Source organism: Alteraurantiacibacter aestuarii, assembly GCF_039523595.1.
Classification (GTDB): domain Bacteria; phylum Pseudomonadota; class Alphaproteobacteria; order Sphingomonadales; family Sphingomonadaceae; genus Alteraurantiacibacter; species Alteraurantiacibacter aestuarii.
The window spans coordinates 144,570-167,255 of record NZ_BAAAFP010000001.1; the positions used below are offsets into that span (position 1 = coordinate 144,570).

Consider the following 22,686-nt stretch of genomic DNA (forward strand, 5'->3'; position numbering starts at 1 on the left):
CGGCGCGACTCTTTGCCCAGCCCCGATATCCCCTAGATACCACCGCCGGTAAGCCGCTGGCAGATCAGGTCCAGCTGGTCGAGCGTGCGGTACTTGATCGTCACCGCGCCTGATCGCGGATCGGCATCGGTGGCGATCTTCACCGGCAGGCCGAGGAATTCCTCCAGGTGGTTCTCTACCGCCGCGATATCCGCATCGCGCGCAGGATCGCGTGGTTCGCGTGCTGTACGCTGGCGTGACACCTTGCCGCCATCCTGCGATGCGCGGGCCAGCTTTTCCACCTCACGCACCGAAAGCCGCTTGTCGATCGCCTGCTTCGCCAGCTCCGCCGCATTGTCTCGCCCGATCAGGGCGCGGGCATGGCCCATATCCAGCCTGCCGTTTTCGAGATGGTCGAGCACTTCCGCAGGAAGGCTGAGCAGGCGCTGGAGATTGGCCACATGGCTGCGCGATTTCTCCACCAGACGGGCAATTTCCGCCTGTGTCATGTCTTCCAGTTCGGACAGGCGCTGATAGGCGCGGGCCTCCTCCACCGGATTGAGATCTTCGCGCTGGATATTCTCGATCAGCGCCAGGGCCATCACGTCCCGGTCCGCCAGATCGCGAATTAAGGCTGGAATTTCATGAAGTTGCGCCTTTTGCGCAGCACGCCAGCGGCGCTCCCCGGCCACCAGCTGATAGCGGCCATTGGGCAAGGGGCGGACAATCACGGGCTGGATGACACCGCGCGTCGCAATCGATGCGGCCAACTCCTCCAGCGCATCCTCCGCAAAGTGGCGGCGGGGCTGATCGGGATGTGCCTCTATCACTGCAATCGCCAGACTGGCCAGACCGTCACGCTGGCCCAGTTTTGCACCCGGTGTTGCACCCTGCGCGCGATCGCCCGCAGACTGACCGTCAGCGCGCGCCAGCGGCTCTTCACGGCGCGTCTCGCCCATCAAGGCGCCCAGGCCGCGGCCCAGCTTGCGGCGCGGCAATGGCTTGGCCGTGGTCTCGGCGTTTTCCTGCGTGCTCATGCGGCTTTCCTTTCCTGTGGCAGGCGGCCGATCAACTCACGCGCCAGCGCCATGTAGGCGCGGCTTCCGGCGCATGCGTGATCATAGACCAGCGCAGGCAGGCCGTGGCTTGGTGCCTCCGACAGCCGGACATTGCGCGGAATCACCGCCTCAAAAACAAGTTTGCCCAGACATTCGCGCACATCGTCGGACACCTGATCGGTCAGGCGGTTACGCCTGTCGAACATGGTCAGGACGATGCCGACAATACCCAGATCGGGGTTGAAACGCTGCTGAACCTGCTCAACCGTCTGCAAAAGCTGGCTGAGGCCTTCCAGCGCAAAGAACTCACACTGCAGCGGCACCAGCAGCGTATCTGCCGCACACAGCGCGTTGAGTGTCAGCAGACCCAGCGAAGGCGGGCAATCGATGAAGCACACATCGTGGCCCTGATGATGCTTCAGCGCATTGCGCAGGCGATGCGTGCGCTCTTCCACACCAACCAGTTCGATTTCCGCCCCGCTCAGATCCACCGTTGCCGGGATGAGATCGAGACCCGGAATGCGCGACTGCATGATGCAATCATCCACCGGCACATTGTCCACCAGTATGTCGTAGGTCGAAAGGCCGCGCTGAGACGCATCCACGCCGATGCCGGTTGAGGCATTTCCCTGCGGGTCCAGATCGATCAGCAAGGTTCGCCAGCCAGTCGCCGCCATGGCGGTCGCGATATTGATGGCGGTGGTGGTCTTGCCCACACCGCCCTTCTGATTGGCTATGGCGATACAGATCATTGGATCGGTGGCCTCCCGTGCCCTTTGACGATTCCGGCCTGCGGATCCGTGCTTGATTGTTCCACGTGGAACATCGCCCTGATCGATTCGGGCTGCTCAGACAGTTCTTGCGCTGCCGAACGCCCCTTCGGCAACAGCCACACGGTCTGCTGTGTGGAAAAACGGGCGGATAAGCGGAGGAGTTTTCCCAGCGGAGCGAAGGCGCGCGCGCAGATTACCGCGCTTTCAAAGCTTTCCACATTTTCCAGACGGGACCCATGAACATGGCAATTGGTGAGCGAATATTCCCTGGCAACGCTCTCCAGCCAACTCACCCGGCGCTTGCGCGATTCGACCAGGTGGAAGGCGAGATCCGGCCGTGCGATGGCCAGTATCAACCCGGGCATGCCCGCCCCGCTGCCAAGATCGAGCCAGGGCGATGTTTCACGTGGAACATGCGCAAGCAGCTGGAGACTATCGGCAATATGCCTCTGCCACACCGATTCCAGACTGTTGTTGGAGATCAGGTTCTGCTGCTCATTTTCCCGCGCCAACAGGTCAATGAAGGCGGTCAGCCGCTCCATGCCCGCCGCATCGCACAGGTTTGCGCAATAGGTGCGCGCTTCTTCCTCGGTGGAAATCATGCTGCCTCTGTAGCCGAATTACGCCGCGCGTGTACCAGAACCGCAGCCAGAGCCGCAGGGGTAATTCCCCGCACCCTGCCCGCTGCGGCCAGATTGGCCGGCCTTGCCGTGCTGAGCCGCTCGACCATTTCGTTGGAAAGGCCGGGAACCTGCGCATAGGCGAACCCGTCACCAAGCAGCACGGCCTCGCTTGAACGCAGATCGCGCAGCTCTGCATCCTGCCGTTCCAGATAGGGAGCGTAAGCCGCATCCTCCGCAAGTTCTTCCGCCAGAGCGCTGTCGGTGCGACATTCAGCAGGCAGCAGCGGGATGAGTGCGTGCAGATCGATATTGGGGAAGCGCAGCCATTCCCGCAACGTCAGCCGCCCGGCATCCTGCTTCGCTGAAATACCCAGGTCGATCAATTCACCGCCGGTCACCTTGCGATCAAGCGCGCTATCCCACACTGACCGTTCCTGCTCGCGGGAGGTGACCCACCCGGTGCGCTCCGCCCCGACACAACCCGCATCGATGGCGAGCGGAGTCAGCCGGGTGGTGGCATTATTGGCACGCAGGCGCAGGCGGTATTCGGCCCGCGCGGTGAGCATGCGATATGGCTCGCTCACACCGTGCAAGGTCAGGTCATCGACCATCACCGCCATGTAGGAATTTGCCCGGTCGATGGGGGCAGGCGCCACGCCCCGGACTTTTGCCGCCGCATGCATACCTGCAATAAGGCCCTGTGCAGCGGCCTCCTCATAACCGGTGGTGCCGTTGATCTGGCCCGCGCAATACAGGCCGGGCATTTCCTTCAGCTGCAGATCAGGGCCGAGCGCGCGTGGATCGATATGGTCATATTCCACCGCATAGCCGGGGACGACCATCTCCACCTGCTCCAACCCCTCCATCGTGCGCAGCATCGCGAGCTGCACATCGGTGGGCAGAGAGGTGCTGATACCATTGGGATAGACCATATGCGTGCCCAGCCCCTCAGGCTCGAGGAAGACCTGATGACCGTCGCGATCGGCAAAGCGGTGAATCTTGTCCTCTATCGATGGGCAATAGCGCGGACCGGCAGCACCGATTGCCCCGGTGAACAGCGGCGAACGATGCAAATTATCGGCAATAATCGCGTGGCTGGCGGGATTGGTGCGGGTGATGGCACAGAAAACCTGAGGATTGACGCGCTCCGGCGTCAACGCAGACATGGTCCACGGATCACTGTCAGACGGCTGTTCTTCCAGACGCGCCCAGTTAATCGTGCGCCCATCGAGACGCGGCGGTGTACCTGTCTTCAGCCGCGCCATCGGCAGGCCGGAATTGCGCATCTGCGCGGCAAGGACCTGAGCCGATGATTCGCCGATCCGCCCGCCTGTCAGCCGCTCCTCACCACGAAACAGCGTGCCGCCCAGGAATGTACCGGTACACAGGATCACTGCACCGGCAGGCACCTCGGTCCCGTCGCCCAGAATGACGCCGCAGACACGGTCTTCCTGAAACAGCAGCGAAGCCGCCTCACCCTCTATCAGGGTAAGATTGTCCTGCGCGCGGATCATCTTCTGGATCGCGGCGCGGAACAGGGTCCTGTCTGCCTGCACGCGCGGACCCTGAACCGCACTGCCCTTTGATCGGTTGAGCATGCGGTAATGAATGGCAGCGGCGTCGGCTGCGCGGGCGATCAGTCCATCGAATGCATCGACTTCGCGCACAAGATGGCCCTTGCCCAACCCGCCAATGGCCGGATTGCAGCTCATCGCGCCGATGGTGGCGATATCGAAGGATATGAGGGCCGTCCGCGCACCCATGCGCGCAGCCACAGAAGCAGCCTCGCAGCCGGCATGACCTCCACCGATCACCAGAATATCAAATGCGCTCATCCTGCCCGCCGATAGAACGCTGAGGCGCCAGCGTCAAAGTGGCAATGTTTCACGTGGAACACCGGGCGGCTACTTGCCGATGCAGAACCGGCCGAACAGCGCATCGAGAACATCCTCTGTCGACGTGCGTCCCAGCAGCGCATCAAAGGCAAGCCGCGCCTGACGCAGCCTTTCAGCGACCAGCAGGAGGTCGCGTTCACCTGCAATCGCGCCCAGCTCGTCGGCCGCGAGGCTCACCAGATCACGCTGCCGCCTGTTCAGCGCCAGCTCGCCGGGCCGGGGCAACTGCCCGCTGGCATGGATGACCAGGGCGGACTTCAACGCGTCCATCCCCTCCCCCGTCACAGCGGAGATGCGAAACGCGGGGGTGAGCTTGGGGCAGTGGTCTTCGCGGTCGCACTGCGCATCAATCTCCCACGCGCCTGCAGGACCAGCCCCTTCCGCGCCAAGCCACAGCACCAGGTCTGCGCGGGCAATTTCGCCATGGGCACGATCTATTCCGATGGCCTCGATCTCATCTCCGCTTTCGGTGCGAAGTCCGGCCATATCGACGAAGGAAAACGGCACGCCACCCATGGAAACAGGCCTGACCAGCACATCGCGCGTGGTGCCGGGAATGGCGGCGGTAATGGCCGCCTGATTATCAAGCAAAGCGTTGAAAAGTGTGGATTTACCAGCATTTGGCGGTCCAGCCAGCGCCACCCGGTATCCCTCCCGCAAGGGTTCCGCGGACGGAGCATCAAGGGCCTGCCTCAGCGATAGCGCCAGAGCTTCGATATCCTGCGCAAATCCGGCGGGCAGCGCATCGACATCGTCCTCATCCTCAAAATCGAGGACGGCTTCGACCTGCGCAGACAAATGCAGTAGCTGTTCACGCCAACCCTCCACCTGGCGCGACAAATGCCCGCCTGCTGAAAGGATAGCCGCCTGTCGCTGCAGTTCGGTCTCTGCCGAGAGCAGGTCCGCGAGGCCTTCGGCCTCCGCCAGATCTATCCGGCCATTGGCAAAGGCACGGCGGGTGAACTCACCCGCCCTCGCCTTGCGCAGGCCGGGAATGGCTGAGAGAGCGGCTTCCACCGCAGCGATGACCGCGCGGCCGCCATGCAAGTGAAATTCGGCCAGATCTTCTCCGGTCACCGATGCCGGGCCGGGGAACCACAGCACAAGGCCATCATCCAGCCGCTGGCCCCGATCATCGGTCAGCCATGCGCGCGTGGCCTGCCTGGGAACCGGCAATTTTCCTGCCAGCCTGCCGAGAGCATCACCCGCTGCCGGGCCGGTTACCCGGATGACTGCGATACCCGCCGGCGGCGCTCCGCTCGAAAGCGCGAATATCGTGTCCATCATCGGGGAGGTCAGTTGCCTGAGGAGCGGTTCTTCCCGGAAGGCGTGCTTCCAGCCTGGCCCATCGAATTCTCGATGAAGTTCTGGAACATCTTCAGCCCCAGCTGACCCATCGGCGCCAGCTGCTTGGCATAATCCTCCAGCTGGTCGACACTGGACACACCCTTCATCGCATTGCTGATGGCGTCGACATAGGCCGCATTGGCCTTCTCCACATCGGGCAGGCCCATGAAACGGCGTGCTTCCTCCGGGGAGCAATCGATCTCGATATTCATTTTCATGGCACATGCCCTTCACTTGCGGCGCATCGCCGCCTTGGCGAGATACGCGTCCAAGTGTCATATATGAGCAAGACGGTGGAAATTTCCAGTGGTGGGCACAAATTGCTGGCCGAACGCACATCTGGCCCAAACGCAAAACGGGGAGCCGAAGCTCCCCGTTTCCTTGTCAGTGCACCACAATTCTACTGGTTCATCGTGGCGAAGAAGTCTTCGTTGGTCTTGGAATCCTTCATCTTGTCGAGCAGGAATTCCATCGAGTCGATCGTGCCCATCTGCATCAGAATCCGGCGCAGCACCCACATCTTGGAGAGCTGTTCCTTGTCGACCAGCAGCTCCTCCTTGCGCGTGCCGGACTTGCCGACATCGAGTGCGGGGAAGATGCGCTTGTCGGCAACCTTGCGGTCGAGGACGATTTCGGAGTTACCCGTACCCTTGAATTCTTCGAAGATGACCTCGTCCATGCGGCTGCCGGTATCGATCAGCGCGGTGGCGATGATGGACAGCGAACCGCCTTCCTCAATGTTACGCGCAGCACCGAAGAAGCGCTTGGGGCGCTGCAAGGCGTTGGCATCCACACCGCCGGTCAGCACCTTGCCGGAGCTTGGCACCACGGTGTTGTAGGCGCGGCCAAGGCGGGTGATGGAATCCAGCAGGATCACCACATCGCGCTTGTGCTCAACCAGACGCTTGGCTTTTTCGATAACCATTTCAGCAACTTGCACGTGGCGCGTAGCGGGTTCGTCAAAGGTGGAGGAGATCACTTCACCCTTCACGCTGCGCTGCATGTCGGTCACTTCCTCGGGACGTTCGTCCACCAGCAGCACCAGCAGGATCACTTCGGGATGGTTGTCGGTGATGGCCTTGGCCATGTTCTGCAACAGCACGGTTTTACCGGTACGCGGCGGTGCCACGATCAGCGCGCGCTGGCCCTTGCCCTGCGGCGCGATCAGATCGATCACCCGGGCCGACTTGTCCTTGACCGTCGGATCCTTGGTATCGAGGTTCAGGCGTTCATCGGGATAGAGCGGCGTGAGATTGTCAAAATTGGTGCGGTGACGCACGGCATCAGGATCATCGTAATTGACCTTGAGCAGCTTGGTCAGGGCGAAGTAACGCTCCCCGTCCTTGGGTGCGCGGATCTCGCCTTCCACCGTATCGCCGGTGCGCAGGCCCCATTTGCGGACCTGGTTGGGCGAGACATAGATATCGTCGGGCCCGGCCAGATAATTGGCTTCGGGGCTGCGCAGAAAGCCGAAACCATCCTGCAGAACCTCGATTGTACCGATGCCGAGGATTTCCTCACCGTCTTCCGCCACTTCCTTGAGGATGGCGAACATCAGGTCCTGGCGGCGCATGGTCGATGCACCTTCGACGCCCAGTTCCTCTGCCATGGAGACGAGTTCTGCCGGCGTCCGCTGTTTCAGTTCTTTCAAATGCATGATTCGTAATTCCGTATGTAGTCTGGGAGCCGGCGGGCCGTCTGGGCTTGGAGAAAGCAGACCCGGTCGCTCTGGATGGCGACCTCAAAAGCCGGAATGGTTGCGAATTATGCTTTTCGCGTGGCGCGGTCAATTCGCAATCGATGAAGCGAGCCGCAAAGCGCGACGTAAGGTCAGAACGGCCGGACGATCACCAGGATCACGATCACCGCGGCGGCAATTCCGGGCACTTCGTTGAACAGGCGCAATTGCTTGCCCGTCAGCGTCCGCTCTCCGCGTGCCAGCTTCTTGTGATAGGCGGCCAGATAGCCGTGATAGCCCGACAGGCCGAGCACCAGCAGCAATTTGGCATGCAGCCAGCCTTCGCTCCACAGATTGAGCGTATAGGCCAGCGCCAGCCCCAGCACCCACACCACGATGATCGAGGGGAGCAGGATGATCTTGAGCAGTTTGCGCTCACGATCGATCCACGTCGCTTCTTCCGGCGATCCTTCGGCGGCTTCCTGATGATAGACGAAATAGCGCGGCAGCATGAACAACCCCGCCATCCAGAAGATCACGAAGATGATATGACCGGCCTTGAGCCACAGATACGTCATCGAAAGCACATCCAGCATGGGTTTGATCTAGGCATTCGTTCGCACCAAGTCATCAGTTGGTTTTGGGCCTGTTTGCAGACCTGTTTCAGGCCTTGTCCGACCGGACGATCTCGAGCAGACGTTCAACATGGGCGATGGGAGTGGTCTTGTCGATCCCGTGACCCAGGTTGAAGACATGCGGGCGCCCTTCGAAGGCACGCAGCACCGTGCGTGCCGCTTCCTCCAGCTCCGCCCCGCCCGATATCAGCAGCAGCGGATCAAGATTGCCCTGCACAGGCATGCTGGCTGGCAATTCGCGGTGAATCCAGTGCGGATCGACAGTCTCATCGACGCCGATGGCATCAACGCCGGTCTCCCGCGCATAGGCGGGCAATTTGCCGCCAGCGCCCTTTGGAAAGCCAATGATCGGCACGTGCGGATGGCGCTGGCGAATCGTATCGACGATGCGCGCCGTGGGCGCGACCACCCAGCGTTCGAACTGCTGCGGGGAGAGACTGCCGGACCAGCTGTCAAACAATTGCACCGCCTCGGCACCCGCTTCGATCTGGCCGGAAAGATAGGTGATCGAGCTTTCGACGATCGCATCGATGATCTCGGCAAAGGCCACCGGGTCGCGATAGGCCATTGCGCGCGCCACATGGTGATCCCGGCTGCCCTCTCCCGTCACCATATAGGTCGCCACGGTCCAGGGAGAGCCAATGAAGCCCAACATGGTGGTTTCAGGACCCAGGGCCGCCCGCACCTTGCGAACGGTCTCGTACACCGGCTCAAAATGATGCGGGGCAGCTTCAAGCGAGCTGAGCGTGGCATCCACCAGCCGCGGCGAGAGATGCGGGCCCTCGCCTGCCAGGAATTGCAGATTCTGCCCCAGCGCATGGGGAACGATCAGGATATCGGAAAACAGGATTGCCCCGTCAAAGCCGAAACGGCGGATCGGCTGGAGGGTGACCTCGGCCGCAGCGTCGCTATCGTAAACCAGTTCCAGAAAGCCGCCCTTTTCGGCCCTGAGGGCGCGATATTCAGGCAGGTATCGGCCAGCCTGCCGCATCAGCCACACGGGTCGCTGATCGGTCACTGCACCGCGCAAAGTATTGAGAAGAAGGCCAGGCATCGAGGGGTCCAAACAATATATATCTATATATTTATATAGGTTGCAGGAGTCTGTTGGTCCTGTGGATTTCGGGGATAGCGCGCCCTTGCCCGATTTCTCCCGGAATGAACAGAGGCGGTTGCACTGCGACTCGCTGGTCTTGACTGGTCAAGCAAAGCTTCTCCCCATTATCCCCAGCCTGTCCAAAACCACATCGGCCTGTCCACAAGCCTGCGCCTGAAAGAGCCGGTAGTGGGGGTGGAATCCTCTCCCATGCTTGTCCGCCGCTCTCTCCCGTGGTTTATGCTGGTATTTGTCCACATGGCCCGGCTGCATCTTCACCTCCTGTCTGACTCGACCGGCGAAACGCTCGAGATGATCGCCAAGGCTGCGCTGGCGCAGTTCGATGGCGCCGATGTCACGCGCCATTTCTGGCCGATGGTGCGCTCCAAGCAGCACCTGGACCGGATCCTGCAGGATTTCACCGCCAACCCCGGCCTGGTACTTTTTACGCTCGCCAATCCGGAGACAAGGGGCCACCTGGAAGAACGGTGCAGGACTCTGGGACTGCCGCATGTGGCGGTGCTGGATACGGTGACGCACGCACTGGCCGAAAGGCTGGGCCAGGAAGCCCATTCGCGCCCCGGTGCCCGCCACGTGATGGACGAGGCTTATTTCAGGCGCGTCGATGCGATCCAGTTCACCATCGCCCATGATGACGGGATCGGATGGGAAAACTGGGAGGAAGCGGACATCGTGCTGGCGGGCGTGTCGCGCACGTCGAAAACGCCCACCAGCATTTACCTCGCCAATCGCGGTTTCAAGGTGGCGAATATTCCGCTGGTGGTGGAAAGCCCGCCCCCCACATCGCTGTTTCGCCTGCGCGGGCCGATGGTGGTGGGCCTGACCACTGCGCCCAAGCGGTTGATCCAGATCCGCCGCAACCGGCTGCTGTCACTCAATGAAAAGGCGCAAACGGCCTATGTCGATGAGAGCCGCGTGGAAAAGGAGCTGAGCTTTGCCCGGCGCATGTTTGCCGACAATGGCTGGGCGGTGATCGATGTCACCCGCCGATCGATCGAGGAAACCGCGGCGGCCGTGATCAAGCTCCATCAGGAACGCGCTGCACGCGATACGCCGCCACAGTCTGGCCCCAAGCCAATCTGATGCCGCTATGATCTTGCTCCAATGATTATACTCGCCTCCAAATCCGCCTCCCGCAAGGCCATGCTGGATGCCGCCGGTGTGCGTTTCGACGCGCGCAGTGCCGACATTGATGAGCGCGCGCTGGAGCAGCAACTGGAAGGCGCACTGCCGGGCCGGATCGCCGTGGAGCTGGCCAAAGCCAAGGCACTGGCGGTGGATGGTGGGGAAAGTCTGGTGCTGGGCAGCGATTCGCTGGTGGTCGCTGGTGGCCGGCGGTTTGACAAGCCGGGCAGCCGGGATGAAGCCGCCCGGCATCTGCGGTTCTTTTCCGGGCGCGAAATGCAGCTCCATTCGGCAGCCGCCATCGCGCAGCGCGGCGAAATCGTATGGAGCTGTGCGGCGATGGCATCGTTGCATGTTCGTCCCCTGAGTGAGAGCTTCATCGAGGCATATCTCGATGAAGAATGGCCGCAGGTCAGCTATTGCGTGGGGGTTTTTCGGATAGAGGGACCCGGCGTGCAATTGTTCGAACAGATCGAAGGCGATCATTTCACCGTGCTGGGCATGCCTTTGCTGCAAGTGCTGGCGGCGCTGCGCAATCTGGGGGAGATGCCTGCATGAGCATGGCATATGCAGAGGTGATCGGCGATCCGATTGCGCAGTCCAAATCGCCCGCAATTCACGGCTACTGGATCGACCGGCTCGGACTCGATGCGCAATATCGCGCGTGCCACGTCACTGCCGCCGGGCTGGAGGCGTATATCGCCTCGCGCCGCGACGATCCGGACTGGCGCGGCTGCAATATCACCATGCCGCACAAGCAGGCGGTGATCCCTTTCCTTGACCGGCTGGAAATCGGCGCGGAGCTGATCGGAGCGGTCAACACTGTCACCAGACGTCACAATGGCGCATTGATCGGAACCAGCACCGATGGCGCGGGATTCCTCGAACCTCTGAAAGCGCATCTGGCGCAAAAGCACCTGTTCCGCATGGCGCGCGTGCTGGGGACAGGCGGCGCAGCGCGGGCGATTGTGGCGGCGCTGGCGGAGCAGGGTTTCACCATCGTTCTGGCCGGCCGCAATCCCGCCAAGGCGCAGGCCATCCTCGATGAAATCGATCCCGAGGGGCAGCATCACGCGGTCGATATCGCCCATTTCGCCACCTTCACCGATTTTGCCTTCGATGACCGGCAGGGCTGTTTCGATCTTCTCGTCAACGCCAGCCCGCTGGGTATGGCGGGTCAGGCCGAGCTGGCCTTTGACATGAGCCATGTCCCGCCCGGCTGCGTGGTCTATGACATCGTCACCCATCCGCTGGATACGCCGCTGCTCAAATCCGCGCGCGCCGCAGGGTTTGAAACGCTCGACGGGCTCAACATGCTGATCGGTCAGGCGGCGGCGGCGTTCAAGAAATTCTTCGGTGTCGCCCCGCCGCGCGAAGATGGCGATGCGGCCTTGCGCAAGATTCTTGCCCAATGACCGGGGATGCGGCGGACGGGCCGCTCATCCTTGGCCTCACCGGGTCGATCGGTATGGGCAAGTCCACCGTGGCAGGCATGTTTGCCGATCTGGGCGTGCCGGTGTTCGATGCCGATGCGCAGGTGCGCCGGATGCAGGGCGCAGGCGGATCGCTGATCGCGCGCATAGAGGAGGTGTTCCCCGGCTCGACCGGTCCCGAGGGCGTGATCCGCGAAAAGCTGGGCGCGATAGTCTTCAACGATCCCGGCGCGCTCGCCCGGCTGGAAGCGATTGTCCACCCCGCCGTTCGCGCCGCGCGTGAGGCATTTCTGGCCCGGCACCGCGATGCGCCGCTGGTGGTGTTCGATATTCCGCTGTTGTTTGAGAAAGGCGGCAGCGAGGACGTCGACAAGATTCTCGTCGTGTCAGCTCCCGCCGATGTCCAGCGCGCCCGCGTGCTGGCCCGTCCGGGCATGAGCGAGGAGCGGCTGGCCGCGATTCTTGCCCTGCAAATGCCCGATGCGGACAAGCGCGCGCGTGCTGATTATGTGATCGATACCTCGGTGCCCCTGGGCGAAACCGCAAAATCGGTTGCGGCGCTGGTGGAGAAGCTGGTGCATTGATCAACTGGCTCTTGCCAGCGCTGGCTGCGCGCATAATAGTCTGCCCATGCGCGAAATCGTCTTCGATACCGAAACCACCGGCCTCGACCCCGGCAGTGGTGACCGGCTGGTAGAGATTGGCTGCGTCGAAATGGTCAACAGGGTCACGACCGGGCAGAGCTTTCACGCATATTGCAACCCGCAGCGCGACATGCCGCTGCAGGCAGAGCAGGTCCACGGCCTTTCCGCCGCCTTCCTGTCCGACAAGCCGCTGTTTGCGGATATCTCGCAGGATCTGCTGGCCTTCATCGGCGATGCTCCGCTGGTGGCGCATAATGCGCAGTTCGATTTCGGCTTCCTCAACCATGAACTGGCCGCGTGCGAGCTGGACCCGATCGGGCTGGATCGCATGATCGATACGCTGGCGATTGCCCGGCGGCGCCATCCCGGCGCCAAGCATTCGCTCGATGCGCTGTGCTCGCGCTATGGCGTCGATCGCAGCCAGCGCGTGAAGCACGGCGCGCTGCTCGATGCCGAATTGCTGGCGCAGGTCTATGTGGAACTGACCGGTGGCCGCCAGATCGGGCTGGAGCTGGCCACGCAGCTTGAGGAAGAAGTTGTGACGATCCGCAGTTTCACACCGCGAACCGGATCTTTTCGTGCGCCCCGCCCGCATAATGCGTCGGAACAGGAAATTGCCAGGCACAAAGAGTTTCTAGAATCGTTGGAATCACCACTCTGGCTTAATTGAGTCCCAATCTGGGCGCATACGGTTTGAGCTTACAGGGTGCGAAAGATAACAGAAGGAGAACCCCCACATGGATATTCGCGTTTCCGGCCATCAGATCGATACGGGCTCGGCGCTGCAGGAGCATGCTTCGGACCGCCTTGAATCAATCATCGAAAAGCATTTCAGCCGGGCGCTTTCATCCACTGTCACATTCGGCAAGGCGCCATCGTCCGCCTTTGCCTGCGATATCGTGCTGCATGTGAATCACGGCCTGTTCCTGAAAAGCCATGGCCAGGCGCACGATGCGCACATCGCTTTCGACCAGGCGGCGGACAAGATCGAGAAGCAGCTGCGACGCTACAAGCGGCGCCTGAAGGATCGCCATGAACAGGCAGCCTATGCGCAGAAGGAAGAGGATGCGGCCTATACCATCTTCGCCTCGCAGGAACCTGAGGTTGAAGAACTGCCCGAAGAAGCGCCTCCGGTCATTGCCGAAACCCGCATCGATATCCCTGAAGCCAGCGTTTCGGATGCAGTGATGCTGCTGGATTTACGCCATACCAATGCGCTGTTTTTCAAAAATGCTGGAACTGGAAGGCATAATATGGTCTATCGCCGCGACGACGGATCGATCGGCTGGGTCGAACCATCCTGAGCGTTGCTGGCACCCAATCCTCGGCGGCGTTATTGAACCTCTAAGTTCGCACAGTTTTTTGCGATATTTCAGCGGTTTTCCGGCAGGAAAATCGTGACCGAGAGATTTGTGAAGCCCAAGATCATGGATGCCCTTTTTGCAATGAAGCCTGAATCGGTGGCTATCGTTGATGCCGCCGACAAGCAGGATATCCTGCAGAACCTGAGCGCGTTGTTCGCCCGGGCGTGGGATCTTGATGCCGCAATGGTGCTCGAACATCTTGATGAGCGGGAAAAGCTGGGAAGCACCGGCTTTGGCCGCGGCGTTGCTATTCCGCACGCCCGCATCCCGGGTCTTTCCCGTCCCGTTACCGCGCTGTTGCGGCTGCGCCATCCGGCCAGTTTCAACGCCGCCGACGGGCTTCCGGTGGACCTGTTCTTCGGATTGCTCTCACCTGAAAACAGCGGCGCCAGTCACCTGCATGCGCTGGCCGCTATCTCCCGCCTCATGCGGGACGAGGATATTCGGGAAGAATTGCGCGATGCCCCGCATGAAGAGGCCATTTATGGCCTGCTGACCAATGTCTCGGACAGATCCGTCGCCTGATCCCGTGCCAAGCGGAGCTGCCGTGCATTTTCGCGCGCTTGAGTCGCTTTATGCGTCCGCGCCGATAAACAGCATGTTCCGCTCAAGGCTGGAAGTGATTGGCGAGGGTCTTTCGCGCATCACCTTCGATGTCGATGAAGCGATGCACCATGCTGCCGGTGCCGCGCATGGCACGATCTATTTCAAGATGCTGGATGATGCGGCCTTCTACGCCGCCAATTCGCTGGTGTCCGACCGCTTCCTGCTGACCACCGGTTTCAACCTGCATTTCACCAAGCCCGTGCGGCATGGCCGGGTGGTGGCGCTGGGCAAATGGGTGAGCGGCAAGCGCCGCGTGTTCGTGGCCGAAGCCAGCCTGGTGGATGAAGAAGGTGACGAGATCGGCCGGGGAACCGGAACCTTTATGCGGTCCCACATCGCACTTTCGGGTCTGCCCGGATACAAGGCAGAAGGTTAAGCTGTATGGATGCCCGCATTCCCGCCCATCTGGAAGTTTCCGGCCTTTTGCGCGCCGTGCAGGCCGCTGGCGGCTTTGCCACGGTGATCGCAAAGGGTGAACGCGATGCCGGGACATTGCTTGTAATATGTTGCGAAAATGGCACAAAATTACGTGCTTATGAAAGAATGCCACAGGCGGATGGCACCAGAAAATGGGTGCTGACAAAGCGGGAAGACCCTGAAAATCCATCGGAATTTTCCGAATATTGTGACAGGCGAAAGCGCCAGGACAGCGATTTGTGGATCGTTGAACTGGATATCGCAGATGGTGAACGCTTCATCCTATAACCGGGAACCATTGGTTGACTATTAAGTCTCCGTCGCTATTTGGCCCGCGACTTCCAAAGCGTTAGTCATTCGCGATACGGCAATTACGCCGGGCCGGATGGTGCGCAGACGGGGGGCAACCGACAGGTCTTTCTTTTGTAAGGATCGCGGCATTTTCGGGTTGTAGTGAAACCCGCGATCGCTGGCCTGTGACGGGTTTCCCACCGCCTCGAGTTACAGGAAACATGAATCGCAAGACCCATCGTGTCGGGGCGTTAGCCTCGGCTGCAATGCTGGTTGCAGTATTTTTCGGTGTCGGCCTGACCGGCGCCATGGCCCAGGACCAGGCCGAGCCGACAGCGCTCGAACAGGTCGAAACTCAGGCTCCAGATGCCACACAGGCGCCCCAGAATGCGGTGCGCTTCGTTTCCCAGCCGATGGTGCAGGACATTCCTGCCCCCGAACTGGTTGATAGCCCCACGGCACTGGAAGCATCATCGCTGCGTGAACTGGTCGCAAAGACCCCTGTCAGCAACGCCATGTCGCGTGAGATGGAGTGCCTGGCTGAGGCAGTCTATTTCGAATCGCGCGGTGAACCGCTCGCCGGCCAGCTGGCCGTGGCGCAGGTGATCATCAACCGTGCCGAATCCAATCTCTTCCCCGATGATTATTGCTCGGTTGTCACGCAGCGCGCGCAATTCTCATTCGTTCGCGGCGGGCATATCCCCACCCCCAACACATCGTCGCTGGCCTGGGAACGGGCCCGTGCAATTGCCCGCATCGCGCATCAGGAATTGTGGGACAGCGAAGCCGATGATGCGTTGTATTTCCACGCGGCGCATGTTTCGCCGCGCTGGGCGCGCAACAAATCCACCCGCGCGCGGATCGACAGCCACATCTTCTATCGCTGAGTGATTGCCGGCTGGCTCCCCATCAGGGCGCCGGCCGGTATCGTCGCCGGGTATCAGTCGGCCAGTTCCACCCACACAGGAGCGTGATCGCTGGCCTTTTCCCGCCCGCGGTGTTCCTTGTCCACGCCCGCTGCCACCAGCCGGTCTGCGCATGCGGGTGACAGCAGCAGGTGATCGATGCGGAAGCCGTGATCGCGCTGCCATGCACCGGCCTGGTAATCCCAATAGGTCCACACTCCGCCGCGCGGGTTGAGCGTATCGATCGCGTCGGTCCAGCCATCGTTGAGCAGGCGGCGATAGGCATCGCGTGATTCCGGCTGCATCAGCGCGTCATTCTCCATCGCCTTGATCGACCACACATCCTTGTCTTCGGGGATGACGTTGTAGTCGCCCAGCACCACTGCGGGGATCTCTGCCGCCAGATGCTCCGCCATGCGCGCGCGCAACCGCTTCATCCACGCCAGCTTGTAATCGAATTTGGGGCCGGGCTGCGGATTGCCGTTGGGCAGGTAGAGATTGCAGATGCGTATGCCGTTCACCTCGGCCTCAAGATAGCGCGCCTGTTCGTCGCTATCGTCGCCGGGCAGGCCGCGCTGCACTTCAACCGGCTTCACGCCGTCAGCCAATATGGCCACGCCATTGAAGCTTTTCTGCCCGTGCCAGATGGCATGATAGCCGATCTTCTCGAATTCCTCGGCCGGGAAGCCCTGATCCTGCGTCTTGATTTCCTGCAGGCAGGCGACCGCGGGGCGGGTTTCCGCCAGCCATTCCAGCAGACGCGGCAGGCGCGCCTTGATGCCGTTGATATTGAAACTGGTTATTCGCAAAGTGCCCCCCTTGGCGTCGTCAGATGCCGAAGGAACTGCCACAGCCGCAGCCAGAGGCGGCATTGGGGTTTTCCACCCTGAACGCCGCACCGCCAAGCGATTCGACGAAATCAACCACGCAGCCAGCCACCAGATCCAGACTGACGGGATCGACCACCAGCTTGACGCCATCGGTCTCGCTCACTGCGTCATCGGCCTGCAGATCGTCATCCAGATCGAACTTGTACTGGAAGCCGGAACAACCGCCGCCTTCCACCGAAAGGCGCAAGATTGCGGGCTTGCCCTGCTTCTGCGCGATCCATCCCACGCGCTGCGCGGCGGACTTGGTGAGGGTGAGCGTTTGATCCATGCACGTGATGTAGGATGCGCACGCCCCGCACTCAAGGGCGCTTGGCCACCTGCACTCAGGCCATGGAGATATATTCGCGCATCTGCTCGGCCTCGGCCTCGATAATTCCCATCCGGTATTTCACCAGATCGCCGATGGACACGAAGGCCAGCAGCGCATCGCCGTCGACCACCGGAAGGTGGCGGATGCGCCGCTTGGTCATCAGCGAAAGCGCCTTGAGCACATCGCAATCAGGACCGATAGTGATGGCCGGTGACGTCATCACGTCACTGACCGGCCGCTGCAACACATCGGCCCCTTCACGGGCGATGCAATAGAGCAGGTCGCGCTCGGAAAATATGCCCACAACCCTGGAATCCTGCGTTACCGGCAGTGCGCCGATGCGCTTCTCCGCCAGAAGGCTGGCAGCGTGATGGACCAGGTCGCCGGGCGAACACTGGATGATGTCCTGTTTGTGACCTTCTATCAGGCGGGCGATTGACATCGTTTTTCTCCTTATCCCGTCGTCATCATGCCACGCTTTGCCGAGTCTGGGCAAATTCTGGCCCGATCATGCCGAAATGCCGCGTTGCCAGCACCCTCTTGTGAGGGCATGAGGCGGGCCATGGCCAAGCATTCCCCGCTCGACGATCCACAGACAGCTACCTACGCCTGGGCGCGTTACCGGCGGCTGATGCGGTTCATGTTCATGCTGACGGTAGCCGTGGTGATCATCGCCATGGCACTGATCTACAAGCAGAACGGAATGATATCGGTCCACTTCTTCATCGCCACCGCGCTGGGGATCGGTTTTTCGATGCTGTTGATGAGCGCGCTGATGGGGCTGGTGTTCCTGTCCAGCGGCACCGGTCATGACGAATCGGTGGAAGACCCGCTCAAGGATGAGACAGACCAGGCCTGACTAGGCCGACTCATCTGCCTGATCCGCGCGCCCGCGCAGGCGGAATTCCTCTACCGGTTCTCCGCCAATCAGGTGCTGCTGGATGATTTGCTCCAGCACGTCCTCATTGCAGGAGTGATACCAGATGCGGTCGGGCCAGATCATGGCAATTGGCCCGGCAACGCAGATTTGCAGGCAATCGGCCTTGCTGCGCTGGATACCGCCGCTGCCATCCTGCCGCTTGGGACCGAAAAGCCCCAGCTGCTTGAGCCGCTTCTTGAGGAACTTCCACGCGCGTTCGCCTTCCTCACGCCGGCAGCATTCCTGCTTTTCGGATATGCCGCACAGGAAGATGTGCCGCTCAATCGTCTCTCCGCCAATCTTGTGCAGAGCGCGCGAAGCCTGTTCCAGCTGATCGGGGGAATGGCCTGTATCGCTCATGTGCGGAGCCAGCCGAAGCGCTGCAGGGCGCTAGCCAGGATCAGCGCTTCTTGCCGGCGATGCGGGCAATCTCTGCCTTGACCAGCCGCTCCACAATCTCGGGCAGGTGGGCATCGAGCCATTGCGCCATCATCGGGCGCAGCATTTCGCGAACCAGCCCCTCGAGAGAGGTTTCGCCCGAGCGGACGATCTGTGGCGGCACTGATGGGCCAGAGAGCATGCTGAGCGCGGCAAGCGACTGGCGCATGGCATCGGCAGCTTCGTCCGTGGTCAGCCCTTCGCCCGAATCGCCGATTTCATCCTGTGCCATTTCAGCGGCGATCATGCCCAGATCGAGTACGTCGTCATCTGCCTGAACATGTTCCTGACCATATGACGCGTCGCGAACCATGCCGGCGCTTTCCCGGCGCTTGCGTTCAGCCTGCGCAATCTCGCGATTGTCACGGGCGATCACCTTCTTGATCGATTCGAGGATCTCCTCGACTGACGGTTCGCCATCCTGACGCATAAAGCCCCTGCCTGCCTGAACTGTGCGCGTCTGAACTGCGCGCGCCCGATCCGATTGATCAGTCTTGCGAAATCTCGCCATCTTGTGCCGGTATGTCAACGGTGCGCGTGGACCGGGCGACAGGATCGGGATCGCTGTGCCAGTCGAGATAGATCCCGCGCGAACGTTCATAATTGACCACGGGATCGTACAGCGGGCCTTCGCTCTCCAGTCCCAGATCGCGCGCTTCGGCGCGGCCCATCGCGGCCAGCAGGCTAAACCCGGCGACATATTCATTGCGGCGGGCCGTCACCAGCTGGACCTGTGCACGCAGCAATTCCTGCTCGGCATTCAGCACATCGAGGATCGACCGGTTGCCGATGGAATTTTCCGCGCGCACGCCTTCCAGGCTGAGCTCTGCGGCATCAACGGCGGACTGGGTCGAAGCGATGATTGACCGGGCCGCCTGCCAGTTGGAATAGGATGAGCGGACCTGTGCGATCACGCTGCGTTCCGTGGCAATGCCCTGCTCCAGCGCGACCGAGGAATTGGCCTGCGACTGGCGTTGCTGGGCGGAAATACGGCCACCCTGAAAAATCGGGATCGACAGGCGCAGGCCCGCCTGTGCCGAGGTGCTGACCTGCGATGGTGCCGCGGCGCCGGGAATGCTGCCCAGCGTGCCGAGGTAATTCTGATAGCCGCTGCTGGCGAAAGCCTCGATCCGCGGCAGGCGTCCGGCACCGGCGGCATCGATATCGTAGCCGGCAGCCTGAATGCGCTCCCGCGCGGCGATCAGGTCCGGGTTATGTTCCAGCGCCAGGTCCACGGCCTGTTGCAGATCGGCAGGAAGGCCGGGCAGCGGCGGCGGCGCTTCCAGAGCATTGGGAGCAGAGCCAACCAGCGCGATGTAGTTTTCCCGCGCGATCACCAGATTGGCCTGCGCTGTGCGATAATCGCTGCGGGCAAGCGCCAGCCGGCTTTCCGACTGGGCCACGTCGGTGCGCGTCAGATCGCCAATCTCGAACCGGTCGCTGGTGGCTTCCAGATTGGTTGACAGCACGTCGACGTTATTCGCCGTCAGGCCGACGATCGCCTCATTCTGGATGACGTCCATATAGGCGGAGACGACGCGCGTGAAAATCGTGCTTTCGGTACCGCGCAGATCGGCGCGGCCCGCCTCGACCCGGTTTTCCGCCGCGCGAACGCCATTGCGTACGCTGCCGCCGGAATAGAGCGGCACGCCAAGATCGATATTGGCCGACAGCGATCGCTGCGGGGAAATGAAGCTGGCAGAGCTTTGCTTCAGGAATTCGGTCAGGCTGGCCGAGGAACTGAGCGAAGGCAGGCCGCTGGCGCGCTGGATCGGCACGGTTTCATCGGTGGCGCGCAACTGTGCACGCGCGGCTTCCAGTTGCGGATTGCTGAAATATGTCTGTGCCAGCGCTTCCTTCAGCGTATCGGCAGCAGCCGGGCTGGCAGTTAGACAGACGCAGGCGAGCAGACTCGCTTTCAACCCTTTGGCGGGCATGTTCAGAATCTCCAGCCCTTGGGCTCATCAAATTGGGGAAGGCGAGGAATGCCGATTTCCGCGATCGGTTGCAGGGCAATGGTTCCTGCCAGCTTGCGGCCCTGTGCCAGATGGGTAACCCCATCCCTGACAATGCCGGTAACGATCCGGCCATTGTCGGCCAGGCGCTTGGCCAGTGCATCGGGAATATGTTCAGCCGCCCCGTCAATAATCAGCAGATCGGCCTTTTTCCCGCGCCCGGCTTCCAGTGCCTCCTGCGGGGTAAGCACCTTGAGAGAGGCGACCAGCGGACGCAGCAATTCGGCCAGATAGCCGCTGCCGCCATCGACGACGATCGCGCTTTCATGCGGCTTTGGCGCGGCTTCCTGCAACATCTTGCCGTGCACCAGTGGGGCCGCCAGGAACTTGCCATCGCCCAGCGGGATGGCCCGGTCGACATAGGCAACGCCCTTGACCGATGCGGGCACGAAATCCTCGCGCGCAACTTCGCCCATGCGGCGGATAACGTCATCGCCAACCACGCCGCTGGTGCGCAACTGGCTGTCAATCATCGCCCTGCGGGCGGATTGCGAGCCACTGGAAAGGGGCCGGGTTTCAACCATGGTCACTGCTATATATCTCTCGTCGCTTGAATGGGCGGAGCCTTAAGCGCAACATAGCGCAAGGCCAAGGCCTTTGACCATAACAGGGTGCAGCCTTAAGGGATGTCGAAAATTGTATCAGCAGGAGTCACCCTTCGATGAATGACGTCACCATTATCCGCGAGGAAGACATCATCGAGAGTGTGGCCGACGCGCTGCAATACATCTCCTATTACCATCCGATGGATTACATCAAGGCTCTGGGTAAGGCTTATGATGCGGAAATGGGGCCGGCGGCCAAGGATGCCATCGCCCAGATCCTGACCAACAGCCGCATGTGCGCGGAGGGGCATCGGCCGATCTGCCAGGACACCGGCATCGTCAACGTGTTCGTCAAATGGGGCCAGGATTGCCGCTTGGCATCGGACAAGGCCTTGCAGGACGTGGTCGATGAAGGCGTGCGCCGCGCCTATAATCACAAGGACAACAAGCTGCGCGCCTCGATCCTGGCCGATCCCGCTTTCACCCGCCGCAACACGCGTGACAACACGCCGTCGGTGCTGTCGGTGGAGATGGTGCCCGGCAACACGGTATCCATCGATGTCGCGGCCAAGGGCGGCGGCAGCGAGAACAAGAGCAAGTTCAAGATGATGAACCCGTCCGACAATATCGTCGACTGGGTGGTCGAACAGATCCCTTCGATGGGCGCGGGCTGGTGCCCACCAGGCATGCTGGGCATCGGCATTGGCGGCACGGCGGAACATTGCATGAAGCTGGCCAAGCTCAGCCTGATGGAACCGATCGACATGGGTCAGCTCAAGGCGCGCGGCGCGCAGAGCGATATCGAGCAGCTGCGCATCGATATCTATGACGCGGTCAATGCGATGGGCGTGGGCGCACAGGGGCTGGGCGGGCTTTCCACCGTGCTCGATGTGAAGATTCTCGACGCGCCTTGCCATGCGGCGGGCAAGCCGGTGGCGATGATCCCCAATTGCGCCGCCACCCGCCATGCGCATTTCACCTTGGACGGATCAGGTCCGGCCTATCTCGATCCGCCAGACCTCAGCCAGTGGCCCGATGTGCACTGGCAGCCCGATGCGGCGGCCAAGAAGGTCGATCTGGACAATCTGACCGCGGAAGAAGTTGCCGGCTGGCAGAACGGCGACCGCCTGCTGCTGAACGGCAAGATGCTGACGGGCCGCGATGCGGCGCACAAGCGCATTCAGGACATGCTGGAACGCGGGGAGGAGCTGCCGGTCAGCTTCCGGGGCCGCGCCATTTATTATGTCGGCCCGGTCGATCCGGTGATGGGCGAAGTGGTCGGCCCGGCGGGCCCCACTACCGCCACCCGGATGGACAAGTTTACCGAAATGATGCTGGACCAGGGCCTGCTTGCGATGATCGGCAAGGCCGAGCGCGGGGCCGATGCGGTGGACGTGATCAGCCGCTTCAAGGTGGCCTATCTGATGGCCACGGGCGGGGCTGCCTATCTGGTCGCCCGCGCCATCAAGGAATCGAAGGTGGTCGCCTTTGAGGATCTGGGCATGGAGGCGATCTACGAATTCACCGTGAAGGACATGCCGGTAACGGTGGCGGTGGATGCCAGGGGCAATAATGTCCACACGCTTGCCCCGCTGCACTGGCGCCGCCGGATTGCCGAGGAAGGCCTGTTGCAGCCCGGTTGATCGACCAAATGCCGTCCCGCTTCGACCGGGATATGG

At 61.5% G+C, this 22,686-nt stretch carries 28 protein-coding genes; 12 read left to right on the forward strand and 16 right to left on the reverse strand.

Going from position 1 to position 22,686, the window contains the following annotated elements; translation table 11 throughout:
* Window positions 1–32 precede the first annotated feature (32 nt).
* From ABDZ98_RS00695 to hemE, 9 genes are all read right to left on the reverse strand, one after another.
* Complete coding sequence (locus tag ABDZ98_RS00695; RefSeq protein ID WP_160590803.1) at window positions 33–1,016, reverse strand: ParB/RepB/Spo0J family partition protein; 984 nt, start codon at window positions 1,014–1,016, stop codon at window positions 33–35.
* Entirely contained in the window at window positions 1,013–1,789 is a 777-nt protein-coding gene (locus ABDZ98_RS00700) for a ParA family protein (protein WP_160590802.1), read from the reverse strand. The genes ABDZ98_RS00695 and ABDZ98_RS00700 overlap by 4 nt, the downstream gene beginning before the upstream one ends.
* Window positions 1,786–2,352 (reverse strand): 16S rRNA (guanine(527)-N(7))-methyltransferase RsmG, encoded by a 567-nt coding sequence (rsmG, locus tag ABDZ98_RS00705; RefSeq protein ID WP_419866764.1) that lies wholly within the window; start codon window positions 2,350–2,352, stop codon window positions 1,786–1,788. Before rsmG ends, ABDZ98_RS00700 begins: the two co-directional genes overlap by 4 nt.
* Before the next feature lie 56 nt (window positions 2,353–2,408).
* Window positions 2,409–4,268 carry a tRNA uridine-5-carboxymethylaminomethyl(34) synthesis enzyme MnmG gene (gene mnmG / locus ABDZ98_RS00710; protein WP_160590800.1) on the reverse strand — a complete coding sequence of 620 codons (1,860 nt, stop codon included), beginning with the start codon at window positions 4,266–4,268 and terminating at the stop codon, window positions 2,409–2,411.
* 69 nt (window positions 4,269–4,337) lie between these two features.
* Window positions 4,338–5,615 (reverse strand): tRNA uridine-5-carboxymethylaminomethyl(34) synthesis GTPase MnmE, encoded by a 1,278-nt coding sequence (gene mnmE, locus ABDZ98_RS00715; RefSeq protein ID WP_160590799.1) that lies wholly within the window; start codon window positions 5,613–5,615, stop codon window positions 4,338–4,340.
* Between the two features lie 8 nt (window positions 5,616–5,623).
* On the reverse strand, window positions 5,624–5,893 hold the full coding sequence (locus ABDZ98_RS00720) for a DUF6489 family protein (protein WP_160590798.1): 270 nt from the start codon (window positions 5,891–5,893) through the stop codon (window positions 5,624–5,626).
* Between the two features lie 182 nt (window positions 5,894–6,075).
* Window positions 6,076–7,332 carry a transcription termination factor Rho gene (gene rho / locus ABDZ98_RS00725; RefSeq protein ID WP_160590797.1) on the reverse strand — a complete coding sequence of 419 codons (1,257 nt, stop codon included), beginning with the start codon at window positions 7,330–7,332 and terminating at the stop codon, window positions 6,076–6,078.
* 173 nt (window positions 7,333–7,505) lie between these two features.
* A complete protein-coding gene (locus ABDZ98_RS00730) occupies window positions 7,506–7,949 on the reverse strand; it encodes a CopD family protein (protein ID WP_160590796.1) in 444 nt (147 codons plus the stop codon).
* Between the two features lie 67 nt (window positions 7,950–8,016).
* A complete protein-coding gene (gene hemE / locus ABDZ98_RS00735) occupies window positions 8,017–9,042 on the reverse strand; it encodes a uroporphyrinogen decarboxylase (RefSeq protein WP_160590795.1) in 1,026 nt (341 codons plus the stop codon).
* A 300-nt stretch (window positions 9,043–9,342) separates the two neighbouring features.
* Here hemE and ABDZ98_RS00740 point away from each other — a divergent pair, with 300 nt between their 5' ends.
* From ABDZ98_RS00740 to ABDZ98_RS00785, 10 genes are all read left to right on the forward strand, one after another.
* Entirely contained in the window at window positions 9,343–10,188 is an 846-nt protein-coding gene (locus tag ABDZ98_RS00740) for a pyruvate, water dikinase regulatory protein (protein ID WP_160590794.1), read from the forward strand.
* Between the two features lie 21 nt (window positions 10,189–10,209).
* On the forward strand, window positions 10,210–10,788 hold the full coding sequence (locus ABDZ98_RS00745) for a Maf family protein (protein ID WP_160590793.1): 579 nt from the start codon (window positions 10,210–10,212) through the stop codon (window positions 10,786–10,788).
* Window positions 10,785–11,645, forward strand: coding sequence for a shikimate dehydrogenase (gene aroE / locus ABDZ98_RS00750; RefSeq protein WP_160590792.1), 861 nt, complete (start codon window positions 10,785–10,787; stop codon window positions 11,643–11,645). The genes ABDZ98_RS00745 and aroE overlap by 4 nt, the downstream gene beginning before the upstream one ends.
* Window positions 11,642–12,247: a dephospho-CoA kinase gene (gene coaE / locus ABDZ98_RS00755; protein ID WP_160590791.1), complete on the forward strand. Its 606-nt coding sequence runs from the start codon at window positions 11,642–11,644 to the stop codon at window positions 12,245–12,247. Before aroE ends, coaE begins: the two co-directional genes overlap by 4 nt.
* A 46-nt stretch (window positions 12,248–12,293) precedes the next feature.
* Window positions 12,294–12,977, forward strand: a complete 684-nt coding sequence (gene dnaQ, locus ABDZ98_RS00760) for a DNA polymerase III subunit epsilon (protein ID WP_160590790.1) — start codon at window positions 12,294–12,296, stop codon at window positions 12,975–12,977.
* Window positions 12,978–13,044: 67 nt separating this feature from the next.
* Window positions 13,045–13,611: a ribosome hibernation-promoting factor, HPF/YfiA family gene (gene hpf / locus ABDZ98_RS00765; protein ID WP_160590789.1), complete on the forward strand. Its 567-nt coding sequence runs from the start codon at window positions 13,045–13,047 to the stop codon at window positions 13,609–13,611.
* 123 nt (window positions 13,612–13,734) lie between these two features.
* Window positions 13,735–14,196, forward strand: a complete 462-nt coding sequence (locus ABDZ98_RS00770; RefSeq protein ID WP_160591119.1) for a PTS sugar transporter subunit IIA — start codon at window positions 13,735–13,737, stop codon at window positions 14,194–14,196.
* The gene (locus ABDZ98_RS00775; RefSeq protein ID WP_160590788.1) at window positions 14,171–14,653 is read left to right on the forward strand and encodes a PaaI family thioesterase; all 483 of its coding nucleotides are present in this window, start codon (window positions 14,171–14,173) and stop codon (window positions 14,651–14,653) included. Before ABDZ98_RS00770 ends, ABDZ98_RS00775 begins: the two co-directional genes overlap by 26 nt.
* 5 nt (window positions 14,654–14,658) lie before the next feature.
* On the forward strand, window positions 14,659–14,982 hold the full coding sequence (locus ABDZ98_RS00780; RefSeq protein WP_160590787.1) for a DUF1491 family protein: 324 nt from the start codon (window positions 14,659–14,661) through the stop codon (window positions 14,980–14,982).
* A gap of 269 nt (window positions 14,983–15,251) precedes the next feature.
* The gene (locus ABDZ98_RS00785) at window positions 15,252–15,872 is read left to right on the forward strand and encodes a cell wall hydrolase (protein ID WP_237437440.1); all 621 of its coding nucleotides are present in this window, start codon (window positions 15,252–15,254) and stop codon (window positions 15,870–15,872) included.
* A gap of 53 nt (window positions 15,873–15,925) precedes the next feature.
* Here ABDZ98_RS00785 and xth read toward each other — a convergent pair whose 3' ends face one another.
* The 3 genes from xth to ABDZ98_RS00800 are packed head-to-tail and all read right to left on the reverse strand — an operon-like array spanning window position 15,926 to window position 17,532.
* Window positions 15,926–16,699: an exodeoxyribonuclease III gene (gene xth / locus ABDZ98_RS00790; RefSeq protein ID WP_237437439.1), complete on the reverse strand. Its 774-nt coding sequence runs from the start codon at window positions 16,697–16,699 to the stop codon at window positions 15,926–15,928.
* A gap of 19 nt (window positions 16,700–16,718) precedes the next feature.
* A complete protein-coding gene (gene erpA / locus ABDZ98_RS00795) occupies window positions 16,719–17,048 on the reverse strand; it encodes an iron-sulfur cluster insertion protein ErpA (protein WP_160590784.1) in 330 nt (109 codons plus the stop codon).
* 55 nt (window positions 17,049–17,103) lie between these two features.
* Window positions 17,104–17,532 (reverse strand): CBS domain-containing protein, encoded by a 429-nt coding sequence (locus tag ABDZ98_RS00800; RefSeq protein ID WP_160590783.1) that lies wholly within the window; start codon window positions 17,530–17,532, stop codon window positions 17,104–17,106.
* A gap of 120 nt (window positions 17,533–17,652) precedes the next feature.
* Here ABDZ98_RS00800 and ABDZ98_RS00805 point away from each other — a divergent pair, with 120 nt between their 5' ends.
* Window positions 17,653–17,949 (forward strand): hypothetical protein, encoded by a 297-nt coding sequence (locus tag ABDZ98_RS00805; RefSeq protein ID WP_160590782.1) that lies wholly within the window; start codon window positions 17,653–17,655, stop codon window positions 17,947–17,949.
* On the opposite strand, the gene ABDZ98_RS00810 is transcribed toward ABDZ98_RS00805, so the two are convergent.
* The 4 genes from ABDZ98_RS00810 to ABDZ98_RS00825 are packed head-to-tail and all read right to left on the reverse strand — an operon-like array spanning window position 17,950 to window position 20,986.
* Window positions 17,950–18,369 carry a (2Fe-2S) ferredoxin domain-containing protein gene (locus ABDZ98_RS00810; protein WP_160590781.1) on the reverse strand — a complete coding sequence of 140 codons (420 nt, stop codon included), beginning with the start codon at window positions 18,367–18,369 and terminating at the stop codon, window positions 17,950–17,952.
* Window positions 18,370–18,409: 40 nt separating this feature from the next.
* On the reverse strand, window positions 18,410–18,877 hold the full coding sequence (locus ABDZ98_RS00815; protein WP_160590780.1) for a DUF2497 domain-containing protein: 468 nt from the start codon (window positions 18,875–18,877) through the stop codon (window positions 18,410–18,412).
* A gap of 58 nt (window positions 18,878–18,935) precedes the next feature.
* Window positions 18,936–20,384, reverse strand: a complete 1,449-nt coding sequence (locus ABDZ98_RS00820) for a TolC family outer membrane protein (protein WP_160590779.1) — start codon at window positions 20,382–20,384, stop codon at window positions 18,936–18,938.
* Window positions 20,385–20,386: 2 nt separating this feature from the next.
* Window positions 20,387–20,986, reverse strand: coding sequence for a protein-L-isoaspartate O-methyltransferase family protein (locus ABDZ98_RS00825; RefSeq protein WP_237437438.1), 600 nt, complete (start codon window positions 20,984–20,986; stop codon window positions 20,387–20,389).
* Window positions 20,987–21,123: 137 nt separating this feature from the next.
* On the opposite strand from ABDZ98_RS00825, the gene ABDZ98_RS00830 reads away from it, so the two are divergent.
* Window positions 21,124–22,650, forward strand: a complete 1,527-nt coding sequence (locus tag ABDZ98_RS00830; protein WP_160590777.1) for a fumarate hydratase — start codon at window positions 21,124–21,126, stop codon at window positions 22,648–22,650.
* The last annotated feature ends 36 nt before the right edge of the window (window positions 22,651–22,686 follow it).

Coding starts and splice junctions, on each gene's coding strand:
- ABDZ98_RS00695 (WP_160590803.1), bottom strand. CDS start 1,016: ATGAGCACGCAGGAAAACGCCGAGACCACGGCCAAGCCATTGCCGCGC.
- ABDZ98_RS00700 (WP_160590802.1), bottom strand. CDS start 1,789: ATGATCTGTATCGCCATAGCCAATCAGAAGGGCGGTGTGGGCAAGACC.
- rsmG (WP_419866764.1), bottom strand. CDS start 2,352: ATGGAGCGGCTGACCGCCTTCATTGACCTGTTGGCGCGGGAAAATGAG.
- mnmG (WP_160590800.1), bottom strand. CDS start 4,268: ATGAGCGCATTTGATATTCTGGTGATCGGTGGAGGTCATGCCGGCTGC.
- mnmE (WP_160590799.1), bottom strand. CDS start 5,615: ATGATGGACACGATATTCGCGCTTTCGAGCGGAGCGCCGCCGGCGGGT.
- ABDZ98_RS00720 (WP_160590798.1), bottom strand. CDS start 5,893: ATGAAAATGAATATCGAGATCGATTGCTCCCCGGAGGAAGCACGCCGT.
- rho (WP_160590797.1), bottom strand. CDS start 7,332: ATGCATTTGAAAGAACTGAAACAGCGGACGCCGGCAGAACTCGTCTCC.
- ABDZ98_RS00730 (WP_160590796.1), bottom strand. CDS start 7,949: ATGCTGGATGTGCTTTCGATGACGTATCTGTGGCTCAAGGCCGGTCAT.
- hemE (WP_160590795.1), bottom strand. CDS start 9,042: ATGCCTGGCCTTCTTCTCAATACTTTGCGCGGTGCAGTGACCGATCAG.
- ABDZ98_RS00740 (WP_160590794.1), top strand. CDS start 9,343: ATGGCCCGGCTGCATCTTCACCTCCTGTCTGACTCGACCGGCGAAACG.
- ABDZ98_RS00745 (WP_160590793.1), top strand. CDS start 10,210: ATGATTATACTCGCCTCCAAATCCGCCTCCCGCAAGGCCATGCTGGAT.
- aroE (WP_160590792.1), top strand. CDS start 10,785: ATGAGCATGGCATATGCAGAGGTGATCGGCGATCCGATTGCGCAGTCC.
- coaE (WP_160590791.1), top strand. CDS start 11,642: ATGACCGGGGATGCGGCGGACGGGCCGCTCATCCTTGGCCTCACCGGG.
- dnaQ (WP_160590790.1), top strand. CDS start 12,294: ATGCGCGAAATCGTCTTCGATACCGAAACCACCGGCCTCGACCCCGGC.
- hpf (WP_160590789.1), top strand. CDS start 13,045: ATGGATATTCGCGTTTCCGGCCATCAGATCGATACGGGCTCGGCGCTG.
- ABDZ98_RS00770 (WP_160591119.1), top strand. CDS start 13,735: ATGGATGCCCTTTTTGCAATGAAGCCTGAATCGGTGGCTATCGTTGAT.
- ABDZ98_RS00775 (WP_160590788.1), top strand. CDS start 14,171: ATGTCTCGGACAGATCCGTCGCCTGATCCCGTGCCAAGCGGAGCTGCC.
- ABDZ98_RS00780 (WP_160590787.1), top strand. CDS start 14,659: ATGGATGCCCGCATTCCCGCCCATCTGGAAGTTTCCGGCCTTTTGCGC.
- ABDZ98_RS00785 (WP_237437440.1), top strand. CDS start 15,252: ATGCTGGTTGCAGTATTTTTCGGTGTCGGCCTGACCGGCGCCATGGCC.
- erpA (WP_160590784.1), bottom strand. CDS start 17,048: ATGGATCAAACGCTCACCCTCACCAAGTCCGCCGCGCAGCGCGTGGGA.
- ABDZ98_RS00800 (WP_160590783.1), bottom strand. CDS start 17,532: ATGTCAATCGCCCGCCTGATAGAAGGTCACAAACAGGACATCATCCAG.
- ABDZ98_RS00805 (WP_160590782.1), top strand. CDS start 17,653: ATGGCCAAGCATTCCCCGCTCGACGATCCACAGACAGCTACCTACGCC.
- ABDZ98_RS00810 (WP_160590781.1), bottom strand. CDS start 18,369: ATGAGCGATACAGGCCATTCCCCCGATCAGCTGGAACAGGCTTCGCGC.
- ABDZ98_RS00815 (WP_160590780.1), bottom strand. CDS start 18,877: ATGCGTCAGGATGGCGAACCGTCAGTCGAGGAGATCCTCGAATCGATC.
- ABDZ98_RS00820 (WP_160590779.1), bottom strand. CDS start 20,384: ATGCCCGCCAAAGGGTTGAAAGCGAGTCTGCTCGCCTGCGTCTGTCTA.
- ABDZ98_RS00825 (WP_237437438.1), bottom strand. CDS start 20,986: ATGGTTGAAACCCGGCCCCTTTCCAGTGGCTCGCAATCCGCCCGCAGG.
- ABDZ98_RS00830 (WP_160590777.1), top strand. CDS start 21,124: ATGAATGACGTCACCATTATCCGCGAGGAAGACATCATCGAGAGTGTG.